The following is a 15,784-nucleotide window of genomic DNA, read 5'->3' on the forward strand; positions in this document are numbered from 1 at the left end:
CACCCGCGTGGGCCTCTACGTGCAAGACCAGTTCGCCATCAACCAGAACTGGGTGCTCGACACCGGCCTGCGTTACGACCACACCACCTTTTCGCCGGGCATCTTCAGCCCGCGCATGGGCCTGATCTGGCACGCCACCCCCACCACGACCGTCAAGGCGATCTACGGGATGGCCTACCGCGCCCCCAACGACTACGAGTTGAACTACCAGACCGTCGCGCCGGGTGGCCAGCAGGTCAACACGGGCCTGGTCGCCGAGCGCATCCGGACGTATGAAGCCGTGCTGGAGCAGCGGGTGAGTGCTGGTGGCAAGGCCACGCTGTCGGTGTTTCAGAACAATGTCTCCAACCTGATCAGCCAGAGCGAAGACCCCAACACGGGGCTGCTGGTCTTCAGCAACGTGGCGCGTGTGCGCACGCGCGGCGCAGAACTCGGCTACGAGCAAAACTGGCCCGGCGGCACCCGCCTGCGTGCGAGCTACAGCTTCCAACATTCAGAAGACGGCATCACCGGCCAGACGCTGAGCGATTCCCCGCGCCACATGCTCAAGCTCAACGCCAGCACACCGCTGTGGCGCAGCGACTGGCGGGCGGGGCTGGAGGCGCAGTACATCAGCAACCGATTGACGACGTCGGGCAGCGTGGGCGGCTACTGGATCGCCAACCTGACCTTGCTGGCGACGCGGCTGGCGCCCAATCTGGAGATGTCGGCCAGCCTCTACAACCTGTTCGACCGGCGCTATGCCGACCCGGCCGGGCCTGAGGTGGCGATGCCCGCCATCGCGCAGGACGGCCGCACGTTTCGCCTGAAGTTCACCTACACCTTCCGATGAACGCACTGCGCGCCCACCTCCGTCGTGCTACAAGCCAGCGCCTGCGCCGGCTGTGCACGGTGTTGGCCGTGGTGTTGGCAATGGCAGCTTGGATGCGGACCACCTATGCGCAGATGCAGGCCAGCGAAGTCCAGATCAAGGCGGCCTTCATCTACAACTTTGCACTGTTCACCACCTGGCCGACTGACGCGATGCAGGCAGACGCCCCCATGGTGCTGTGCGTGGACGCCGAGCATCCGCTGCAGGCGGCCTTGGAAAAACTGACAGGAAAACCCGTGCGCGGACACCGGCTGGAAATCCGAAAGATCAACGATGGTGCCGTTGGCGGCTGTCATGTGCTGGTGCTCGATGCGCGTGCATCCGGTGGGGTCCGCGTGGATCCGGCCAGCCCCGTGCTGACAATCAGCGACGGCCGCAAGGGCGCGCTGGCGCCGATGATTGTGCTGGCGTTGCAGGACAACCGGGTCGTATTCGACATCGACGCGGGCGCGGCACGGCAAGCCGGCCTGCAGCTCAGCTCGCAGTTGCTGCGTCTGGCAAGGAGCGTGCAATGAACCTGGCCCTGATGACACAACGGCCCCGCCTGGGGCATACCGTGGTGCGGGCAAACATGGTCGGCGCGGGTGCAGCGCTGACCATCGCCGGCTTTCTGTTGATCGTGTTCCAGTTCATTGCCTTGCATGCGGCGCTGGTGCGAGACGTGCACGTGCAGGCGCGCATCATCGGCGCCAACAGTGTGGCGGCGCTGCTGTTCAACGATCGCCACGCTGCAGAAGAAACGCTCGGCGCGCTGGGCGCATCCCCGCCGCTGCGTGCGGCTGGTGTCTTTACGGCGCTGCGCAAACCGCTGGCGCTGTACCAGCATGGCGAGGCCGCCCCCGTCCGGGCGCCCGATGCTGCAATGCTGCGCGAGGAAGATGTCTCTACGCTGACCACACTGGAGGTGGTGGAACCCGTGGAGTCCGAGCGCCGGGTGATCGGCTATGTGGTGATCCGCTCCAGCCTGTTCGATCTGTACATGCAATTGCTGGGCTATGCCGTGCTGACGGTGTCGGTGGGCATTGGAGCCATGGGGGTGGCCTATCTGGTGTGCGCGCGCATGCGCCGCGCGGTGCTGCAGGCCGAGGCGCATCTGGACTACCTCGCCCACATCGACTCGGTGACGGAGCTGCCCAACCGGCACGCCTTCAACGAGCGGCTGCAGGTATCGCTCAAGCGCGCGGGGCAGGCGGGGGCCGTTGGCCTGTTGCTGCTGGATCTGGACAACTTCAAGGTGGTCAACGACACGCTGGGCCACAACAACGGCGACCGCCTGCTGCGCCAGGTGGCGCGCCGCCTGAACGAGGTGATTGAGCAAGCCAACCTGCGCGCCGTGCTGTGCCGCATTGGGGGAGACGAGTTCGCCATCATTGCCGAACTGTCGGGGCGCGCATCGATTACCCCTTCGGACGCTGCCGAGCTTGCCGATGGCCTGGCCAAGCGCATTCTTGCGGCGCTGGCGGCACCGTTTGCGCTGGACCTGCACCAGATCTACGTAACGGCCAGCGTGGGGGTGAGCCTGTATCCGCATGACGCCCGCGACGTGCAGGCCCTCACGCGCAATGCCGATACGGCGATGTACTACGCCAAGAACCGCGGCAAGAACGCCGCCGCCAGCTTTACCTCCGAGATGGACCAGCAGGCCCGCCGCCGCTTGCGCGTGGAGGCCGACCTGCGCCGTGCACTCGACCGTGAAGAACTGCTGCTGGCGTATCAGCCACAGGTTCGCCTACAGGGCCTCGACACGGACAGCGCAACGCTACCCACCGCGCACGTGCACGGCGTGGAGGCCCTGGTGCGCTGGCGCCACCCGGAGATTGGTGTGATCGGCCCTGGCGAGTTCATCGCCGTGGCGGAAGAAACCGGCCTGATCGTGCCGCTGGGCCAATGGGTGCTGCGCACCGCGTGTCAGCAGGCCGCGCGCTGGATGCGTGAAGACGGTGTCACGCTGCGCGTGTCGGTCAACCTGTCTGCACGGCAGGCGCGCGATCCGGCGCTCGTGCAGAACGTACTCAGCGTGCTGGCAGAGACGGGCCTGCCGCCGCACATGCTGGAGCTGGAGATTACCGAAAGCGTGCTGATGGAAGACATCGAGGCCAACATCGCGTTGCTCGAAGCGCTGCACGTGGCCGGTATCAGCCTGTCGATTGATGATTTCGGCACGGGGTATTCATCGTTGGCGTATCTGCAGCGCTTCCCGATCCAGAAGCTCAAGATCGACCGCAGCTTTGTGCAGCGCATGCCGGGTGATGGTGAGGCGATAGCCGGCGCGGTCATCGCCATGGCGCACAGCCTGAAGATGGAAGTGGTGGCAGAAGGGGTGGAAGACCCAGAACAACTCGCGCTGCTGCGCAAGGCGGGTTGCGACCTGGGGCAGGGCTACCTGTTCTCGCGCCCCCTCCAGGCCGAAAACTTGAGGGCGTGGCTCAAGCGCCAGGATGGTGTTGAAAACGCTGTCTCGAACACCGCATCGGACGATGGGGCCGCGCCCACCGCCGCGCTGCCCACATCGTTCGTAGGATAGGGCTCAAGCGGCGGCGCGCCGCGCGGCACGCGTGGCGCCGGCTGTGAGCACCACCACGGCCGCCAGGATGATGCCCGTGGCCCCCAGCGTTTGCGGTGCGACCTGCTCATCGGCCAGCCATGCGCCCATGAGCAGGGCGATGGGCGGGTTGACGTAGACATAGCTTGTCGCCATGACGGTGGACACGCGCTCCACCAGTGCCATGTAAGCCGTGAACGCAATGGCGGAACCGAACACCACCAGATAGCCCCACGCCAGCGCGGAATGCAGCCCGATGCTGTGCGGCCACTTTTCACCCACGATCAGGCTGAGCAGCACGAGCGCCACGCCGCCAAAGGCCATCTCCAGCACAAAGGCTGTCGTGCCCTTGGGCATGTCGATGCGCTTGGAGAGTTGCGAGCCGAACGACCACGAAGCAATGGCCGTGGTCAGCGCCAGCACGCCGGCGGTGCTGGCCTGGAACTCCGCACCGCGAAACAGCACGGCAATGCCGATACTGCCCAGCGCAATCGCGCCAATCTCATACGCCCGCAGACGGCCGCCCGCCAGCAGCGTCCACAACGTGGAGAACAGCGGCATCGACGCGATCATCACCGTGGTGGCCCCCGACGAGATGGTCTGCTCGGCCACCGCCGTCATGCCCATGCCGCCCACCAGCATGAAGGCGCCGATCAGCGCGCAGTTGCGCACCTGGCGCCCGCTTGGACGATCTTCTGGCCGCTTGCGCTGGCGCAGGATGACCAGCGGGGCGAGCAGCAACGCCGCCACCAGAAACCGCGAGCCCATCATCAGGAAGGGCGGCAGATCGGTCAGCGCAAAGCGGATGGCGAGATAGGTCGTGCCCCACACCACGTAGGTGATGAGCAGGCAGAGTGCGATAAACGGGGACATGTCGAGACCTCGGCGAGGAAGTCCCGATGCTACTCAAGGCGGGCTTATGCGCAAAACGAGTTTTGTTATCGCTCGTTGTTAGCGGCGTTAGCAAGCAAGTGAGTTGGAGGGGGTGACGCGTGCGGAACGCCGCCTTCCGCGTTCCGAAGCGCATCGTTGGCGTTCAGAACTTCAACAACGGTGTGCAGAACCTGGATGGTCGGGTTCCGAACCCGGAGCCATGAGGTTCGGAACGTCAACTGCAGCGTTCAGAACCTCAAGGGTGGAGATCAGAACCTCAGTTGGTCGATCAGATGACCCGGAAGCCGTGCGTGCCGTCCCGGCCGAGCTGTTCCACCAGGCCAAACTCCCAGTCCAGATAGCCCTGCATGGCCGCGCGCGGCGCGTTGGTGCCTTCGTAGGGGCGGCGATAGCGGTCGATTCGCTCGGAAGCCAGATGGGTTTCGCCCGATTCAACCGGCAGGCCGGCTGCCACCCAGGCTGCCGTACCGCCATCGAGTACCCAGACCTCGGCTTGCGTAAGCTTGGCCAGATCCACGGCGGCAAAGCGGGCGAGCAGACTGGAGCCGCAGGTCAGCACGTAGCGGCGGGCAGGCGGGATGCGCTTGAGCGCACCGGCCAGGTCGGAACGCACGGCAAACCAGGCGCCCGGAATATGCCGCGCCACATAGTTGGCGCTGCGGGTGACGTCGATGACGGCGGTGTAGCCTGTTTGCAGCCAACCGGCCAGGGCGCGCGCATCCACCGTGCGCACGGCTGGCGTGTCGGGGGTGGGGGCGTGCCACGGGCCGGTCGCGCTGCGCTCGCTGGCGTCAACCGGGTCGGTCACGTACACCTCCCAGCCCATCTGCGCGAGCCATGAGGCGGTCATATCCGCACGTACGCCGTCGTCGTCGGTCAGGACAAGTCGGGCACCGCGTACGGCGGCAGTGTGGTCGGTCTCCTGCACGAGTTGTCCGCCGGGTGCGCTGGCAAAGCCGGGCAGGTGGCCGGCGGCATATTCCTCGGGTGTGCGCACGTCCAGCTTGTAGAGCGTGCGGTCGGGGGTTTCCAGCGTGGCAACGTCGGCCAGGGCAATGCGCTGCACGTTGGCGCGTTCGGCCACAGCGCGCGCATCGGCTTGGGCCTGGGCGCGGGTCTGTGCGGATACGGTTTCCGGGTGCCGGCGGTTGATACCGTGGTCCAGCACCTGATCGGCCAACAGCCAACCGATGGTGCCGTTACGCAGCGCCGCCACCGGGTTGGGAATGCCGGCGTTCACGAGCGATTGCGTGCCGATGATGCTGCGCGTGCGCCCCGCGCAATTGACGATGACCTGGGTGGCCGGGTCAGGTGCCAGCTCGCGGATGCGCAGCACAAGCTCGGCGCCCGGTACGCTGGTCGCAGTGGGGATGCTCATGGTCCGGAATTCGTCATAGCGGCGCGCATCGACGATCACCACATCCTGCTTGGCATCGAGCAGTGCCTTGACTTCCTGTGCGCTGAATGAGGGCGTATGGCGCTGTGCCTCCACGTATTCACCAAAGGATTTGCTGGGTACGTTCACGTCCTGGAAGACCTCGCCGCCTGCCGCGCGCCAGCCATCCAGACCGCCTTCGAGCAGATAGACACGCGTGTAGCCGAGTTCAGTCAGTCTGGCGGCAGCGCGCGGGGCGAGGTCGATACCGTCGTGTACGCCATACAGCACGATTAACGTATCCCGCCGTGGGATGCGCGACCACGCCTCCAGCTCCAGTCGAGACAGCGGCAGGTTGGCTGCCCACAGCGGGTGCGCCTGCGCATACGGGTCTTCTTCGCGCACGTCTACCAGGGCGATTTCCTTGCGGGCCAGCAAGGCAGCGCGCACGTCTGCGTAGGTGAGCGTGGGGACGTGGGTCTCGGCCAGCGGTGCGGCTACCGGCGAGTCGGTGGCTTCGAGGGAGTCGATGGCGGTACTCATGAGGCAGACGTGTCCTTGGAACGGTCCCAGAGATTGGGCAGGTGGGTATTCGAATAACCGGAGATGAACGGCTTGCGCGCGCCGTCTTCCGTAAAGACGGCGCGGTGGATGCCGCCGATGTTGCCGCCGTACACGTGGATGCTGATCGAAGTGCGATCGTCAAACGCGTTGTGTACACGATGGATATCGCCCACGCGCGGTGAGACGCGCTCGACCTGGCCGGGCTCCAGGCGGATGGCGGGACCATCGGGCAGCGGGCGCCCATCGGCTTCGAGCTTGAACGGCTGCGAGTACTCGGCGCCGCGCAGCATGCCGATCAGGCCCCACGTGGTGTGATCGTGGATGGGCGTGCGCTGGCCCGGGCCCCAGACGAAGCTGACGATGGAGAAGCGCTCGCCGGAATCGACATGCAGCAGGTACTGCTGGAAGTGCTCGGGGTGCGGCTGGGCGTACTCGGCGGGCAGCCAGTCGTCGTGCGCGACGAGCGCGCCCAGCAGAGCACCGGCACGCGAGAGGATTTCAGCTTCCGTCGGCTGCTGATCGAGCAGGCGCGACAGCGCGATCACGAAATCACGCAGCGGCAAGATGGATTGCGGGGATTGCGCTTGCGCGGGGGCAAGGGCCGGCGTGCTCATCGGCAGGGTCCTGAGGTGGGGTGTGGGGTCATCTTGCTGGACTCGGGTTCTGGCGTCTAGTTAAACCCCAAGCGCAGTGCGGCCGGCGGCCAGCAGGATCGAATCGTTCTGCGGGGTGTGGATGCGGCTGCAGAGCACGTCGCGGTAGTGGCGCTCAAGCGGGTTGTGGCGCGACAGGCCGTGGTTGCCAGAGACCTGCAACGCCAGTTCCACCGCGCGGATGGCATTGCTGGTGACGGTGTATTTGAGCAACCCGCTATCGGTCGTAGAGAGCGGCGCGCCGGCATCGGCTGCCTCGGCAGCGTGGTCGAGCAGCACGTGGTTGGTCCGCAGCGCGCCAGCAATCTCGCCTGCGGCTTCCTGCATGCGCGGCAGCGTTGCCAGCGGTGCACCGAGGTTGGCGGGCGCACGTGCATTCAGGAACTGCACGAGCCAGTCGCGTGCGGCCTGCGCCACGGCGTCGTACAGGCTGCCGAGCAGGACGGCCATCCAGGCCTGCTGGTCGACATGCGCGCCGTTGTCTGCCCACTCGTCAGCGGGGCGGATGTCGACGGCGTGGTCGAGTGGAATGGCCACGTCTTCCAGTACGACATCGTGGCTGCCCGAGGCGCGCAGCCCGAGATGGTTCCAGGTGTGTTCGATACGGATGCCGGGTGTGTCTGGCAGCGGGCGCGGGACGAGGAAGACGCCGACACGCGGCTGCGCTTCATCGGTACGCGCCCAGACCGCCAGCCAGCGCAGCGCCGGACTGCCGGTGCTGTAGAGCTTGCGGCCGTGGATGCGCCAGTGGTCGCCAACGCGCGTGGCGACGGTGCCGGGCAGGCCGCCACGTGCGGGTGTGCCCAGGTCCGGCTCCACACGCAATGCATTGATGAGGGCGCCTTCATTCAGCGCAGTGGAGAACACCTGCTGGCGGAGATGCGCAGGCCAACGTGTATCGGCGCGGCCCAGCGCACGATGTTGCAGATACGTCATCGTCAGCACCAGCGCGGTCGCTGCATCGCCATACGCAACCGCCGCGATGATGCGGCGTGCCGTGGCCAGGTCTGCGCCACCGCCGCCGTGTGCTTGCGGAATGACTTGCGCGATCAACCCGGAGGCATGCAGCAGGGCAAAGTTGTCGTGCGCGAACGTGCCGTGCGCATCGTGCTCCGCAGCCGTGGCGGCCAACTGGGGCGTGATGGCGGCCAGCACCTCGGCAAGCCGTTCGGGGGCCGTGGGCAGGCGATGCAGTGGGATGGACGACATGGCGAATCGGCGCACGGAGCAAGTGATGTTGCCGCACAGCGTAGCCGCGTTGCTGCGCGCGGCGAACGATCCATGCCGAATATGCAGCGTTGAATTTATTCGTTAGTGCAACGCTGGTGGTGACGTAACTTCATTCGCATTCGTGGCGAGCCGCAGCGCAAAAAATGCAACAAGCGCAGCCTCGCCAGTCTTCTAACGATATGCGGAGCGAGCCACCATGAGCGTCGATTTCATCGGCATGATCCAGAGCCAGAAGCAGTCGGAAATCCATCCGCCTGACCCCAATGGGCCGGTGATCGACCGCGACTACGTACGTGCGTTTGCGCAGGCGCACGAGCAGGCCGGGTTCGATCGCATTCTGGTGCCACATCACTCGACCGGCCCATCGGCAACGTTGACGATCTCGTACGCAGCCGCGCTGACCGAGCGCATCCACTTCATGCTGGCACATCGGCCGGGCTTCACCAACCCGACGCTGGCCGCACGCCAGATTGCCACGCTGGACCAGTTCACCGGCGGACGCCTGGGGGTGCACTTCATCTCGGGTGGCTCCGACAGCGAGCAGCGCCGCGATGGCGACTATCTCGATCACGACCAACGCTACGCCCGCACCGACGAATACCTCGGCATCCTGCGCCGCATCTGGACCGAGGCCAAACCGTTCGACCACGAGGGCGCGTTCTACCGCTTTGAGCAGGGTTTCTCGGAGGTGAAGCCCGCGCAGAAGCCGCATGTGCCGATCTACTTTGGTGGCGCGTCGGACGTGGCGGTGGAGGTGGCAGGCAAGCACGCCGATGTGTACGCGCTGTGGGGCGAATCGCTCGACCAGGTGCGTGAACTGACCACGCGTGTGCGTGCGGAGGCCGCCAAGCACGGCCGCAGCATCCGCTTCTCGGTATCGTTCCGGCCGATTCTGGCGGACACAGAAGAGGCCGCCTGGGCCCGCGCCGAGCGCATTCTCGAACGCACCCGCGCGTTGCGCCTGCAGCAGGGCTACAGCCGTGGCGGCCCGCAACAGAGCGAAGGCGCGCGCCGCCTGCTGGCTGCGGCCGAGCAGGGCGAGCGCGTGGACAAACGTTTGTGGACGGCCATCGCCAAGGAAACCGGCGCGCGCTCCAACTCCACCGCGCTGGTCGGCACGCCGGAGCAGGTGGCCGATGCACTGCTCGACTACTACGACCTGGGCGTCACGACCTTCCTGATCCGCGGCTTCGACCCACTGGAAGATGTGGTCGACTACGGCCGCACACTGATCCCGCGTGTGCGCGAGCTGGTTGCCCAGCGCGACGCGCAGCGCAAGGCAGCGTGAAGGGGCGGGCATGAGCGCAGTCCTTTCCTTTGAGCGCCCGGCGTCCACCTCGCTTCAGATCAACCCGCAGCCGCAGCAGAAGTTCTGGTTCGATCCGCCACCGGCGCGCACGTCCGTTGAGGCAGAACGGCGCCATCGGCAAGAGCGCCTGGCCGCCGCCTTTCGCATCTTTGCGCGGCACGGGTTCGACCTGGGGCTGGCCGGGCATATCACCGCACGCGATCCGGAACTGCCGGACCACTTCTGGGTGAACCCGCTGGGCGTGCATTTCTCTCGCATCAAGGTGTCGGACTTGCTGCTCGTCAATGCGCATGGCGAGACGGTCATCGGCAACCGGCCACTCAACAAGGCGGCGTTCGCCATTCATGCGGCGATTCACGAGGCACACCCGCACATCGTGGCAGCGGCACATACGCATTCGACGTATGGCAAGGCGTGGTCGACATTGGGGCGGCCGCTCGATCCCCTCACGCAGGATGCCTGCTCGTTCTACGAAGACCATGCGCTGTTTGACGACTTCACCGGCATGGTGATCGACGCCAGCGAGGGCGAACGCATTGCGTGCGCACTGACCAAACCGGGCGGCGGTACGCACAAGGGCGTGATCCTGAAGAACCACGGCATCCTCACCGCCGGTCCCACCGTGGAAGCCGCCGCGTGGTGGTACATCGCGCTGGACAACGCCGCGCACACGCAACTGCTGGCCGAAGCCGCCGGCACGCCGCAGCTGATTGACGCGGCCACCGCGCAGTACACGCACAGCCAGGTCGGCGGCCCCGAAGGCTCGTTACACGCGTTCGAGAGCCTCTATGCGGGCCTCGTAGCCGCTGAGCCGGACGTACTGGACTGAGCCGAGCAGAACGTAGAACACATCCAACGCATCACCATACGGGGAGCATTCAATGAGCCAAGACAATGCGGGGATCTCGCGCCGCAAGGTACTGCATGCGGCCGCCGCCACAGCGCTGGCCGCACCGGCCCTGATCCTTGGGCGCAAGGCCTATTCGCAGCAGCGCAAGCTGACGTTTGCGTGGAACCAGAACTCGTTCTGCCTGACGCCCATCGTCGTGGCGCAGGAACGCGGCTTTTTCGAGAAGAACGGTCTGCAGGTCGACCTGATCAACTACAGCGGATCGACCGACCAACTGCTCGAATCCATTGCCACCGGCAAGGCAGACGCAGCGGTGGGGATGATTCACCGCTGGCTCAAGCCGCTGGAGGCCGGCTTTGACGTGAAGATCATCGGCAGCTCGCACGGCGGCTGCGTGCGGCTGGTTGGCTCCAAGGCGGCGGGCGTGACCAACCTGGCTGCGCTCAAGGGCAAGACGGTGGGCGTGAGTGATCTGGCCGCGCCGGGCAAGCACTTCTTCACCATCCTGCTGGCCAAGCACGGCATCGACCCGGACCGCGATATCACCTGGCGCCAGTACCCGGCTGACCTGCTGGGCGTGGCTGTGGACAAGGGCGAGATCCAGGCGATTGCCGACGGCGATCCGAACCTGTACCTGCTGGAGAAACGCACCAACGGCGCCTATGTGGAACTGGCGACCAACCTCACCGGCGAGTACGCACGCAAGGTCTGCTGTGTGATCGGCGCACGGGGCGAGCTGGTGCGCAATGACCGCCAGACGGCCTCCGGCCTGGCGCGCGCCATCGTGCAGGCGACGGACTTCGTCAACGAGAACCCGAACGAGGCCGCCAAGGTGTTTGCCAAGTACTCGCCCAAGGTGGCAGTGGACGATCTGCGCAAGCTCTACGCCACGCTCACCTACACGCATCACCCGACTGGCATTGACCTGCGCGACGAGATCGCCTTCTACGCAGAAGACTTCCGCCGCATCGGCGTCATCAAGAAGACCACCGACCCGCAGCGCCTGGCGCAGCATGTCTACGTCAACGTGCTCGCCTGACGGGCCCGACTTGAGGAGAGCATCAACATGAGCACCATCCCGCAGACACTTGACGTGCCGGGCGCGCTGGCCAACCCGTTTGCCTATACCGCGGCCAACGTTCGCGTATGGCGAACCGGCCTGGCGGCGGCCATCACATGGGCCACGTTGGGCCTGCTTACCTGGCGCTGGCCCAACCATGTGGTTGGCTTCAGCGATTGGGCATTCACGGCCGAATTGGGCATCACCGCATTGCTGGTAGGCGTCGTGCTGTTCGTGCTGGCGTCGGTTGGCGCATACGTTGCTCCGCTGCGCCGGCTGCAAGAGACGTTGCAGCCGTTCGGCCCATGGCTGATCGCCGTGCCGGTCGTGCTGGGCGCATGGGAAGCACTGACGGCCAAATCGGGCTTTCTGCCCACACCATTCTTTGCGCCGCCTCAGGCGTTGATCGAGGTCTACACCGAAGACGGGGCCCGCCTGGGCGGCAGCGTCGTCAACACGCTCAAACTGCTGGGGCTGGGCTACTTCTTTGGCGCGCTGACCGGCTTCCTGGTGGGCGTGTCGATCGGCTGGTCGCGTGCCGTGGGGTACTGGGTGCATCCGGTGCTGCGTATTCTGGGGCCGTTGCCGGCCACGGCGTTGCTGCCGATCACGTTCTACTTCTTCCCGTCGAGTTATTCGGCGGCGGCCTTTCTGATTGCGCTGGCATCGGGTTTTCCGGTGGCGGTGCTCACGTGGTCCGGTGTGGCCGGCGTGAACAAGAGCTACTACGACGTGGCGCGCACGCTGGGTGCCTCCAACGCCTTCCTGGTGCTGCGCGTGGCGATTCCGGCGGCATTGCCGCAGGTATTCGTCGGCCTGTTCATGGGGCTGGGCGCGTCGTTTACGGTGCTGGTGACGGCCGAGATGATGGGCGTGAAATCCGGCCTCGGCTGGTACCTGACTTGGGCGCAGGGTTGGGCTTCGTACGTGAACATGTATGCAGCCCTGATCGTGATGGCGCTGCTGTTCTCCAGCATCATCACGCTGCTGTTCAAGGTGCGCGACCGCGCGCTGGTCTGGCAGAAGGGGACGCTGAAATGGTAGCCGTACTTGAACGCGACGCGGCTGCATCCGTTGCGGTGGCAGCACCCACAGCCACCGGCGCACGCATTGACGTGCAGGGCGTGAGCCACTGGTTTGGCAGCCGCGCCAATCCGCTGCAGGTGCTCGATAGCGTTGACCTGACCGTGCAGCCCGGCGAGTTCGTCGCGCTGCTGGGCCCCAGCGGCTGCGGTAAATCCACCTTGCTGCGCCTGATTGCCGGGCTGGAAGCGCCCACGCGCGGCCGCATCCTGCAGGACGATGCACCCATCACCGAGCCTGATCCGTCGCGCGTGGTGGTGTTTCAAGACCCGACGCTGTATCCATGGCGCCGTGTGTGGGACAACGTCGCCCTCGGCTTACAGGCGCGCGGTGTGCTCAAGACGGAGCGCGACCGCGTGGACGATGCGCTGGAACGTGTCGGCCTCAGGGGCTTTCATCGCGCGTTTCCGCATGAGTTGTCGGGCGGCATGGCCCAGCGTGTGGCACTGGCGCGCGCACTGGTCAACGATCCGCAGTTGCTGGTGCTGGATGAGCCGCTGGGCAAGCTTGATTCACTCACGCGGCTGGCCATGCAGAGCGAGCTGGTGGCGTTGTGGCAGCGTGCACGTTTCTCTACGGTGCTGGTCACGCACGATGTGGAAGAGGCGCTGTTCCTGGCCCAGCGCGTCATCATCTTCAGCCCGCGCCCGGCACGCATTGCAGCGGAGTTGACGGTCGACTTGCCCTATCCACGCCATCGCGGTGATCCACGCCTGAACGCCCTGCGGCACGAGGCGCTTGGCCACCTTGGCCTGGGCCAGACCTGGTAGGGCGCGCGCAGGATATTCCACGATGAAGGTGCAGTCATGAGCGGGCCCCCGCCGACGGCCTGGCTCAATACATTGCTCGGCTTCCTGCAATGGGCGCAGCAGAGTTTGCTGACGCTCTGGCACACACTGGGGCTGACAGGCGAGATGCACGGTCAACCTGCGTGGCCCTGGGGAACACGCATTGCCGGTGAAACGCTGCTGATCGATCTCGGGCAGGCACGGCAACTGGGCATCACGCTCATCGCGGTGGCGTTGGCAGTGCTGGCGGTGCTTGTGGCGATACTGGTGCGTCGCTGGCGCGCAGTAGCGTTGGGTGTGGCGGTGGGCTTTCTGGTGGTGGCGCCGTGGCCGTCGGCGGTGGTACTGTCCTCCGCCGTGCCCACCAGCTTTCATGCCAGCCCGACTGCGTTCTCCCTGGGCTCCATTGCCAACGGTGCCCGTGTCTACAACGCGGCCTGCGCAAGCTGCCACGGCGCGGATGGCCGCGGCGAGGGCCCGCTGGCGGCCACGCTCACGCGCTGGCCGCCCACCGTTGTCGGCCCACTGCTTGGCCGCCATGCGGATGGCGAACTGTTCTGGCACATCGCCCACGGCATGCGGGACGCGCAAGGCGTGGCCACCATGCCCGCCTTCGCCAACCGGCTGAGCGACAACGACATCTGGGCGGTGCTTGATTACATGAAAGTGCTGGCCGCCAGCGGTGGCGTGCGCGCAGGCGGTTGGCCGTTGCCGCTGGCGTTGCCCGCTTTGTCCGTACGTTGCGCCGATGCCGCCCCCGAGCCGCTGAATGCCTGGCGCGATAGGCAGCGCGTGCGCGTCGTCGCCATCGATACCGCATCGGCAAACCAGGTGCCGTTTGAAGACCCGCGCTTCCAGACCTTGCTTATCACGCCGGATGGCACGCTGCCGTCTCCTGCATTGCCCATGCGAGCGCGCTGTGTGGTGTCGGGCCGCGATGCCTGGCCCATCTTTGCTGCGCTTGCCGGCACCACGCCACAAACCTTCTCGGGCACGCAACTGCTGGCGGATCGCAATGGCTGGCTGCGTGCGCGCGGCGAGCCGGGCACCACTTGGTCCGACGCCGATTTTCTTTGCACCTCCGCCCCACGCACAGCTGAACCGCCGCGCGCTGCGGGGCTCGACACACTCATCGCCCGCATGGACGCCGAGCCGGTGCGTTATGTGAAGGGCGGCTTCATCCATTGACTAACATGCCGATCTCTCGACGACGTTTTGCACAATCTGCGCTGATGCTGGCTGCCGCGCCGGCCTTGTCCCTTGCACAGGTACGCCCCGTACTCAAGGCCGGCGACCAGAAGGGCGGGCTGCGCGCACTGCTGGAGGCGGCAGACGCACTCAAAGGCGTTCCCTATGACATTCAGTGGACGGAGTTTCCCGCTGCGGCGCCACTGGCCGAAGCGCTCAACGCGGGCGCGGTGGATCTGGGGCCGATTGGCGATGCGCCAGCCATCTTCGCGCTGGCAGCAGGCACACGCATCAAGCTGATTGGCGCCAACCGATCCGACCCCTATGGCACGGCGGTGCTGGTACGTCCGGATTCACCGCTGAAGGCGGCGGCAGACCTCAAGGGCAAATCCATCGGTACCAACCGGGGCTCGATCGGGCATCTGGTGGCGCTCAAGGCGCTGGAATCTGCTGGGCTTGGGGCCCAGGATGCCAACTTCCGTTTTCTGCCACCGGCCGATGCCAAGCTGGCCCTGGTTAACGGTTCCATTGATGCGTGGTCTACCTGGGAGCCCTATACGGCGATGGCGGAAACCGCAGGACACGCGCGCGTGCTGGTAAGCGGGCGCGGGCTGTGGTCAGGCCTGAGCTATCTGGCGGCCACGAATGCCGCGTTGGCCACAAAGCGCGAGGCATTGCGGGATTTTCTGCAGCGCGCGGTGCGTGCCCAGGTGTGGTCGTACCAGCATGTCGACAGCTTTTCTGCCACGCTGGCACGCATCATCGGCATTGCGCCGGAGGCGGCACGGCTGCAGTTCGCGCGGCGCCAGACGGTGTGGCGCCCGATTGATGCACCACTCATTGCCGAGCAGCAACGCACGGCGGATTTCTATCTGAAGGCGGGTCTGCTGCGGCAGAAGTTGGATGTGGCATCGACCTTCGATGCCCACTTTCCGCTGACGGCCTGAGTGCTTAGGGCGCGGTAATCATCCGCGCAAAGCGCTTCAGTGCGGCAGTGGTGCCTTTGCGGTCGCCCGTGGTGACAAGATCGAGTAGCAGGCCGCGCATCGTCGCCACCTGAATGCGCGCACGGGCGCGGGCTTCGGCCGGTGGCAGGCCAAGCTGCGCTTCGAACAGCGCGGTAACTGGGGCCAGCCAGCTGTCCACCACGTCGCCGAGAAAATCATGGAAGCGCTCGGGCTCGCGAATGGCGCGTGCGTAGAGCTCAAACAGCAGCCGGATGATAGGCAGGTAGGCGTCCGATGCGTAGCGGTCCCATGCAGCTTCAATGGCGGTCACGGGGTTGTCGGCGTCATTCTGAATGCGCACGCGGGCAAGCTGCTCGCGGTGGCGGATCTCGCGCAGCACGATCTCCCAGAATTCATCGGCAGAGCCGAA

General features: G+C 65.9%; 14 protein-coding genes and 1 pseudogene. 10 read left to right on the forward strand and 5 right to left on the reverse strand.

What is annotated here, in order from left to right:
* From JHD73_RS21145 to JHD73_RS21155, 3 genes are all read left to right on the forward strand, one after another.
* The coding region (locus JHD73_RS21145; RefSeq protein WP_199032165.1) for a TonB-dependent receptor at window positions 1-832 on the forward strand (832 nt) is incomplete at its 5' end.
* Window positions 829-1,386 carry a YfiR family protein gene (locus JHD73_RS21150; protein WP_199032166.1) on the forward strand — a complete coding sequence of 186 codons (558 nt, stop codon included), beginning with the start codon at window positions 829-831 and terminating at the stop codon, window positions 1,384-1,386. The genes JHD73_RS21145 and JHD73_RS21150, both read left to right, overlap by 4 nt.
* The gene (locus JHD73_RS21155; RefSeq protein WP_199032167.1) at window positions 1,383-3,395 is read left to right on the forward strand and encodes a bifunctional diguanylate cyclase/phosphodiesterase; all 2,013 of its coding nucleotides are present in this window, start codon (window positions 1,383-1,385) and stop codon (window positions 3,393-3,395) included. The genes JHD73_RS21150 and JHD73_RS21155 overlap by 4 nt, the downstream gene beginning before the upstream one ends.
* A gap of 3 nt (window positions 3,396-3,398) precedes the next feature.
* On the opposite strand, the gene JHD73_RS21160 is transcribed toward JHD73_RS21155, so the two are convergent.
* From JHD73_RS21160 to JHD73_RS21175, 4 genes are all read right to left on the reverse strand, one after another.
* On the reverse strand, window positions 3,399-4,286 hold the full coding sequence (locus JHD73_RS21160) for an EamA family transporter (RefSeq protein ID WP_199032168.1): 888 nt from the start codon (window positions 4,284-4,286) through the stop codon (window positions 3,399-3,401).
* Between the two features lie 289 nt (window positions 4,287-4,575).
* Window positions 4,576-6,225: a rhodanese-related sulfurtransferase gene (locus JHD73_RS21165; protein ID WP_199032169.1), complete on the reverse strand. Its 1,650-nt coding sequence runs from the start codon at window positions 6,223-6,225 to the stop codon at window positions 4,576-4,578.
* The gene (locus JHD73_RS21170) at window positions 6,222-6,860 is read right to left on the reverse strand and encodes a cysteine dioxygenase (RefSeq protein ID WP_199032170.1); all 639 of its coding nucleotides are present in this window, start codon (window positions 6,858-6,860) and stop codon (window positions 6,222-6,224) included. The genes JHD73_RS21165 and JHD73_RS21170 overlap by 4 nt, the downstream gene beginning before the upstream one ends.
* Before the next feature lie 60 nt (window positions 6,861-6,920).
* Window positions 6,921-8,108 carry an acyl-CoA dehydrogenase family protein gene (locus tag JHD73_RS21175; protein WP_199032171.1) on the reverse strand — a complete coding sequence of 396 codons (1,188 nt, stop codon included), beginning with the start codon at window positions 8,106-8,108 and terminating at the stop codon, window positions 6,921-6,923.
* Window positions 8,109-8,325: 217 nt separating this feature from the next.
* Between JHD73_RS21175 and JHD73_RS21180 the strand changes: the two genes are divergently transcribed.
* From JHD73_RS21180 to JHD73_RS21210, 7 genes are read left to right on the forward strand one after another with little or no spacing between them, the layout of a single operon-like run.
* Window positions 8,326-9,417 carry an LLM class flavin-dependent oxidoreductase gene (locus JHD73_RS21180; RefSeq protein WP_199032172.1) on the forward strand — a complete coding sequence of 364 codons (1,092 nt, stop codon included), beginning with the start codon at window positions 8,326-8,328 and terminating at the stop codon, window positions 9,415-9,417.
* A gap of 10 nt (window positions 9,418-9,427) precedes the next feature.
* Window positions 9,428-10,267, forward strand: coding sequence for a class II aldolase/adducin family protein (locus tag JHD73_RS21185; RefSeq protein WP_199032173.1), 840 nt, complete (start codon window positions 9,428-9,430; stop codon window positions 10,265-10,267).
* 52 nt (window positions 10,268-10,319) lie between these two features.
* Window positions 10,320-11,327, forward strand: a complete 1,008-nt coding sequence (locus tag JHD73_RS21190) for an ABC transporter substrate-binding protein (protein WP_199032174.1) — start codon at window positions 10,320-10,322, stop codon at window positions 11,325-11,327.
* A gap of 27 nt (window positions 11,328-11,354) precedes the next feature.
* Window positions 11,355-12,392, forward strand: a complete 1,038-nt coding sequence (locus JHD73_RS21195) for an ABC transporter permease (RefSeq protein ID WP_199032175.1) — start codon at window positions 11,355-11,357, stop codon at window positions 12,390-12,392.
* Window positions 12,386-13,201, forward strand: a complete 816-nt coding sequence (locus tag JHD73_RS21200) for an ABC transporter ATP-binding protein (RefSeq protein ID WP_199032176.1) — start codon at window positions 12,386-12,388, stop codon at window positions 13,199-13,201. The genes JHD73_RS21195 and JHD73_RS21200 overlap by 7 nt, the downstream gene beginning before the upstream one ends.
* Window positions 13,202-13,237: 36 nt before the next feature.
* The gene (locus JHD73_RS21205) at window positions 13,238-14,407 is read left to right on the forward strand and encodes a cytochrome c (RefSeq protein ID WP_199032177.1); all 1,170 of its coding nucleotides are present in this window, start codon (window positions 13,238-13,240) and stop codon (window positions 14,405-14,407) included.
* Window positions 14,408-14,412: 5 nt separating this feature from the next.
* Window positions 14,413-15,354, forward strand: a complete 942-nt coding sequence (locus tag JHD73_RS21210; RefSeq protein WP_199032178.1) for an ABC transporter substrate-binding protein — start codon at window positions 14,413-14,415, stop codon at window positions 15,352-15,354.
* A gap of 4 nt (window positions 15,355-15,358) precedes the next feature.
* On the opposite strand, the pseudogene JHD73_RS21215 reads toward JHD73_RS21210, so the two are convergent.
* A pseudogene (locus JHD73_RS21215) lies at window positions 15,359-15,784 on the reverse strand (TetR/AcrR family transcriptional regulator); the annotation flags it as partial.

Origin of the sequence: Ralstonia sp. ASV6 (assembly GCF_016429285.1) — a bacterium.
GTDB classification, from domain to species: Bacteria; Pseudomonadota; Gammaproteobacteria; order Burkholderiales; family Burkholderiaceae; genus Ralstonia; species Ralstonia flaminis.

Bases quoted from the DNA above. Each gene is read 5' to 3' on its own strand.
- JHD73_RS21150 (WP_199032166.1), top strand. From the start codon at position 829: ATGAACGCACTGCGCGCCCACCTCCGTCGTGCTACAAGCCAGCGCCTG.
- JHD73_RS21155 (WP_199032167.1), top strand. From the start codon at position 1,383: ATGAACCTGGCCCTGATGACACAACGGCCCCGCCTGGGGCATACCGTG.
- JHD73_RS21160 (WP_199032168.1), bottom strand. From the start codon at position 4,286: ATGTCCCCGTTTATCGCACTCTGCCTGCTCATCACCTACGTGGTGTGG.
- JHD73_RS21165 (WP_199032169.1), bottom strand. From the start codon at position 6,225: ATGAGTACCGCCATCGACTCCCTCGAAGCCACCGACTCGCCGGTAGCC.
- JHD73_RS21170 (WP_199032170.1), bottom strand. From the start codon at position 6,860: ATGAGCACGCCGGCCCTTGCCCCCGCGCAAGCGCAATCCCCGCAATCC.
- JHD73_RS21175 (WP_199032171.1), bottom strand. From the start codon at position 8,108: ATGTCGTCCATCCCACTGCATCGCCTGCCCACGGCCCCCGAACGGCTT.
- JHD73_RS21180 (WP_199032172.1), top strand. From the start codon at position 8,326: ATGAGCGTCGATTTCATCGGCATGATCCAGAGCCAGAAGCAGTCGGAA.
- JHD73_RS21185 (WP_199032173.1), top strand. From the start codon at position 9,428: ATGAGCGCAGTCCTTTCCTTTGAGCGCCCGGCGTCCACCTCGCTTCAG.
- JHD73_RS21190 (WP_199032174.1), top strand. From the start codon at position 10,320: ATGAGCCAAGACAATGCGGGGATCTCGCGCCGCAAGGTACTGCATGCG.
- JHD73_RS21195 (WP_199032175.1), top strand. From the start codon at position 11,355: ATGAGCACCATCCCGCAGACACTTGACGTGCCGGGCGCGCTGGCCAAC.
- JHD73_RS21200 (WP_199032176.1), top strand. From the start codon at position 12,386: ATGGTAGCCGTACTTGAACGCGACGCGGCTGCATCCGTTGCGGTGGCA.
- JHD73_RS21205 (WP_199032177.1), top strand. From the start codon at position 13,238: ATGAGCGGGCCCCCGCCGACGGCCTGGCTCAATACATTGCTCGGCTTC.
- JHD73_RS21210 (WP_199032178.1), top strand. From the start codon at position 14,413: ATGCCGATCTCTCGACGACGTTTTGCACAATCTGCGCTGATGCTGGCT.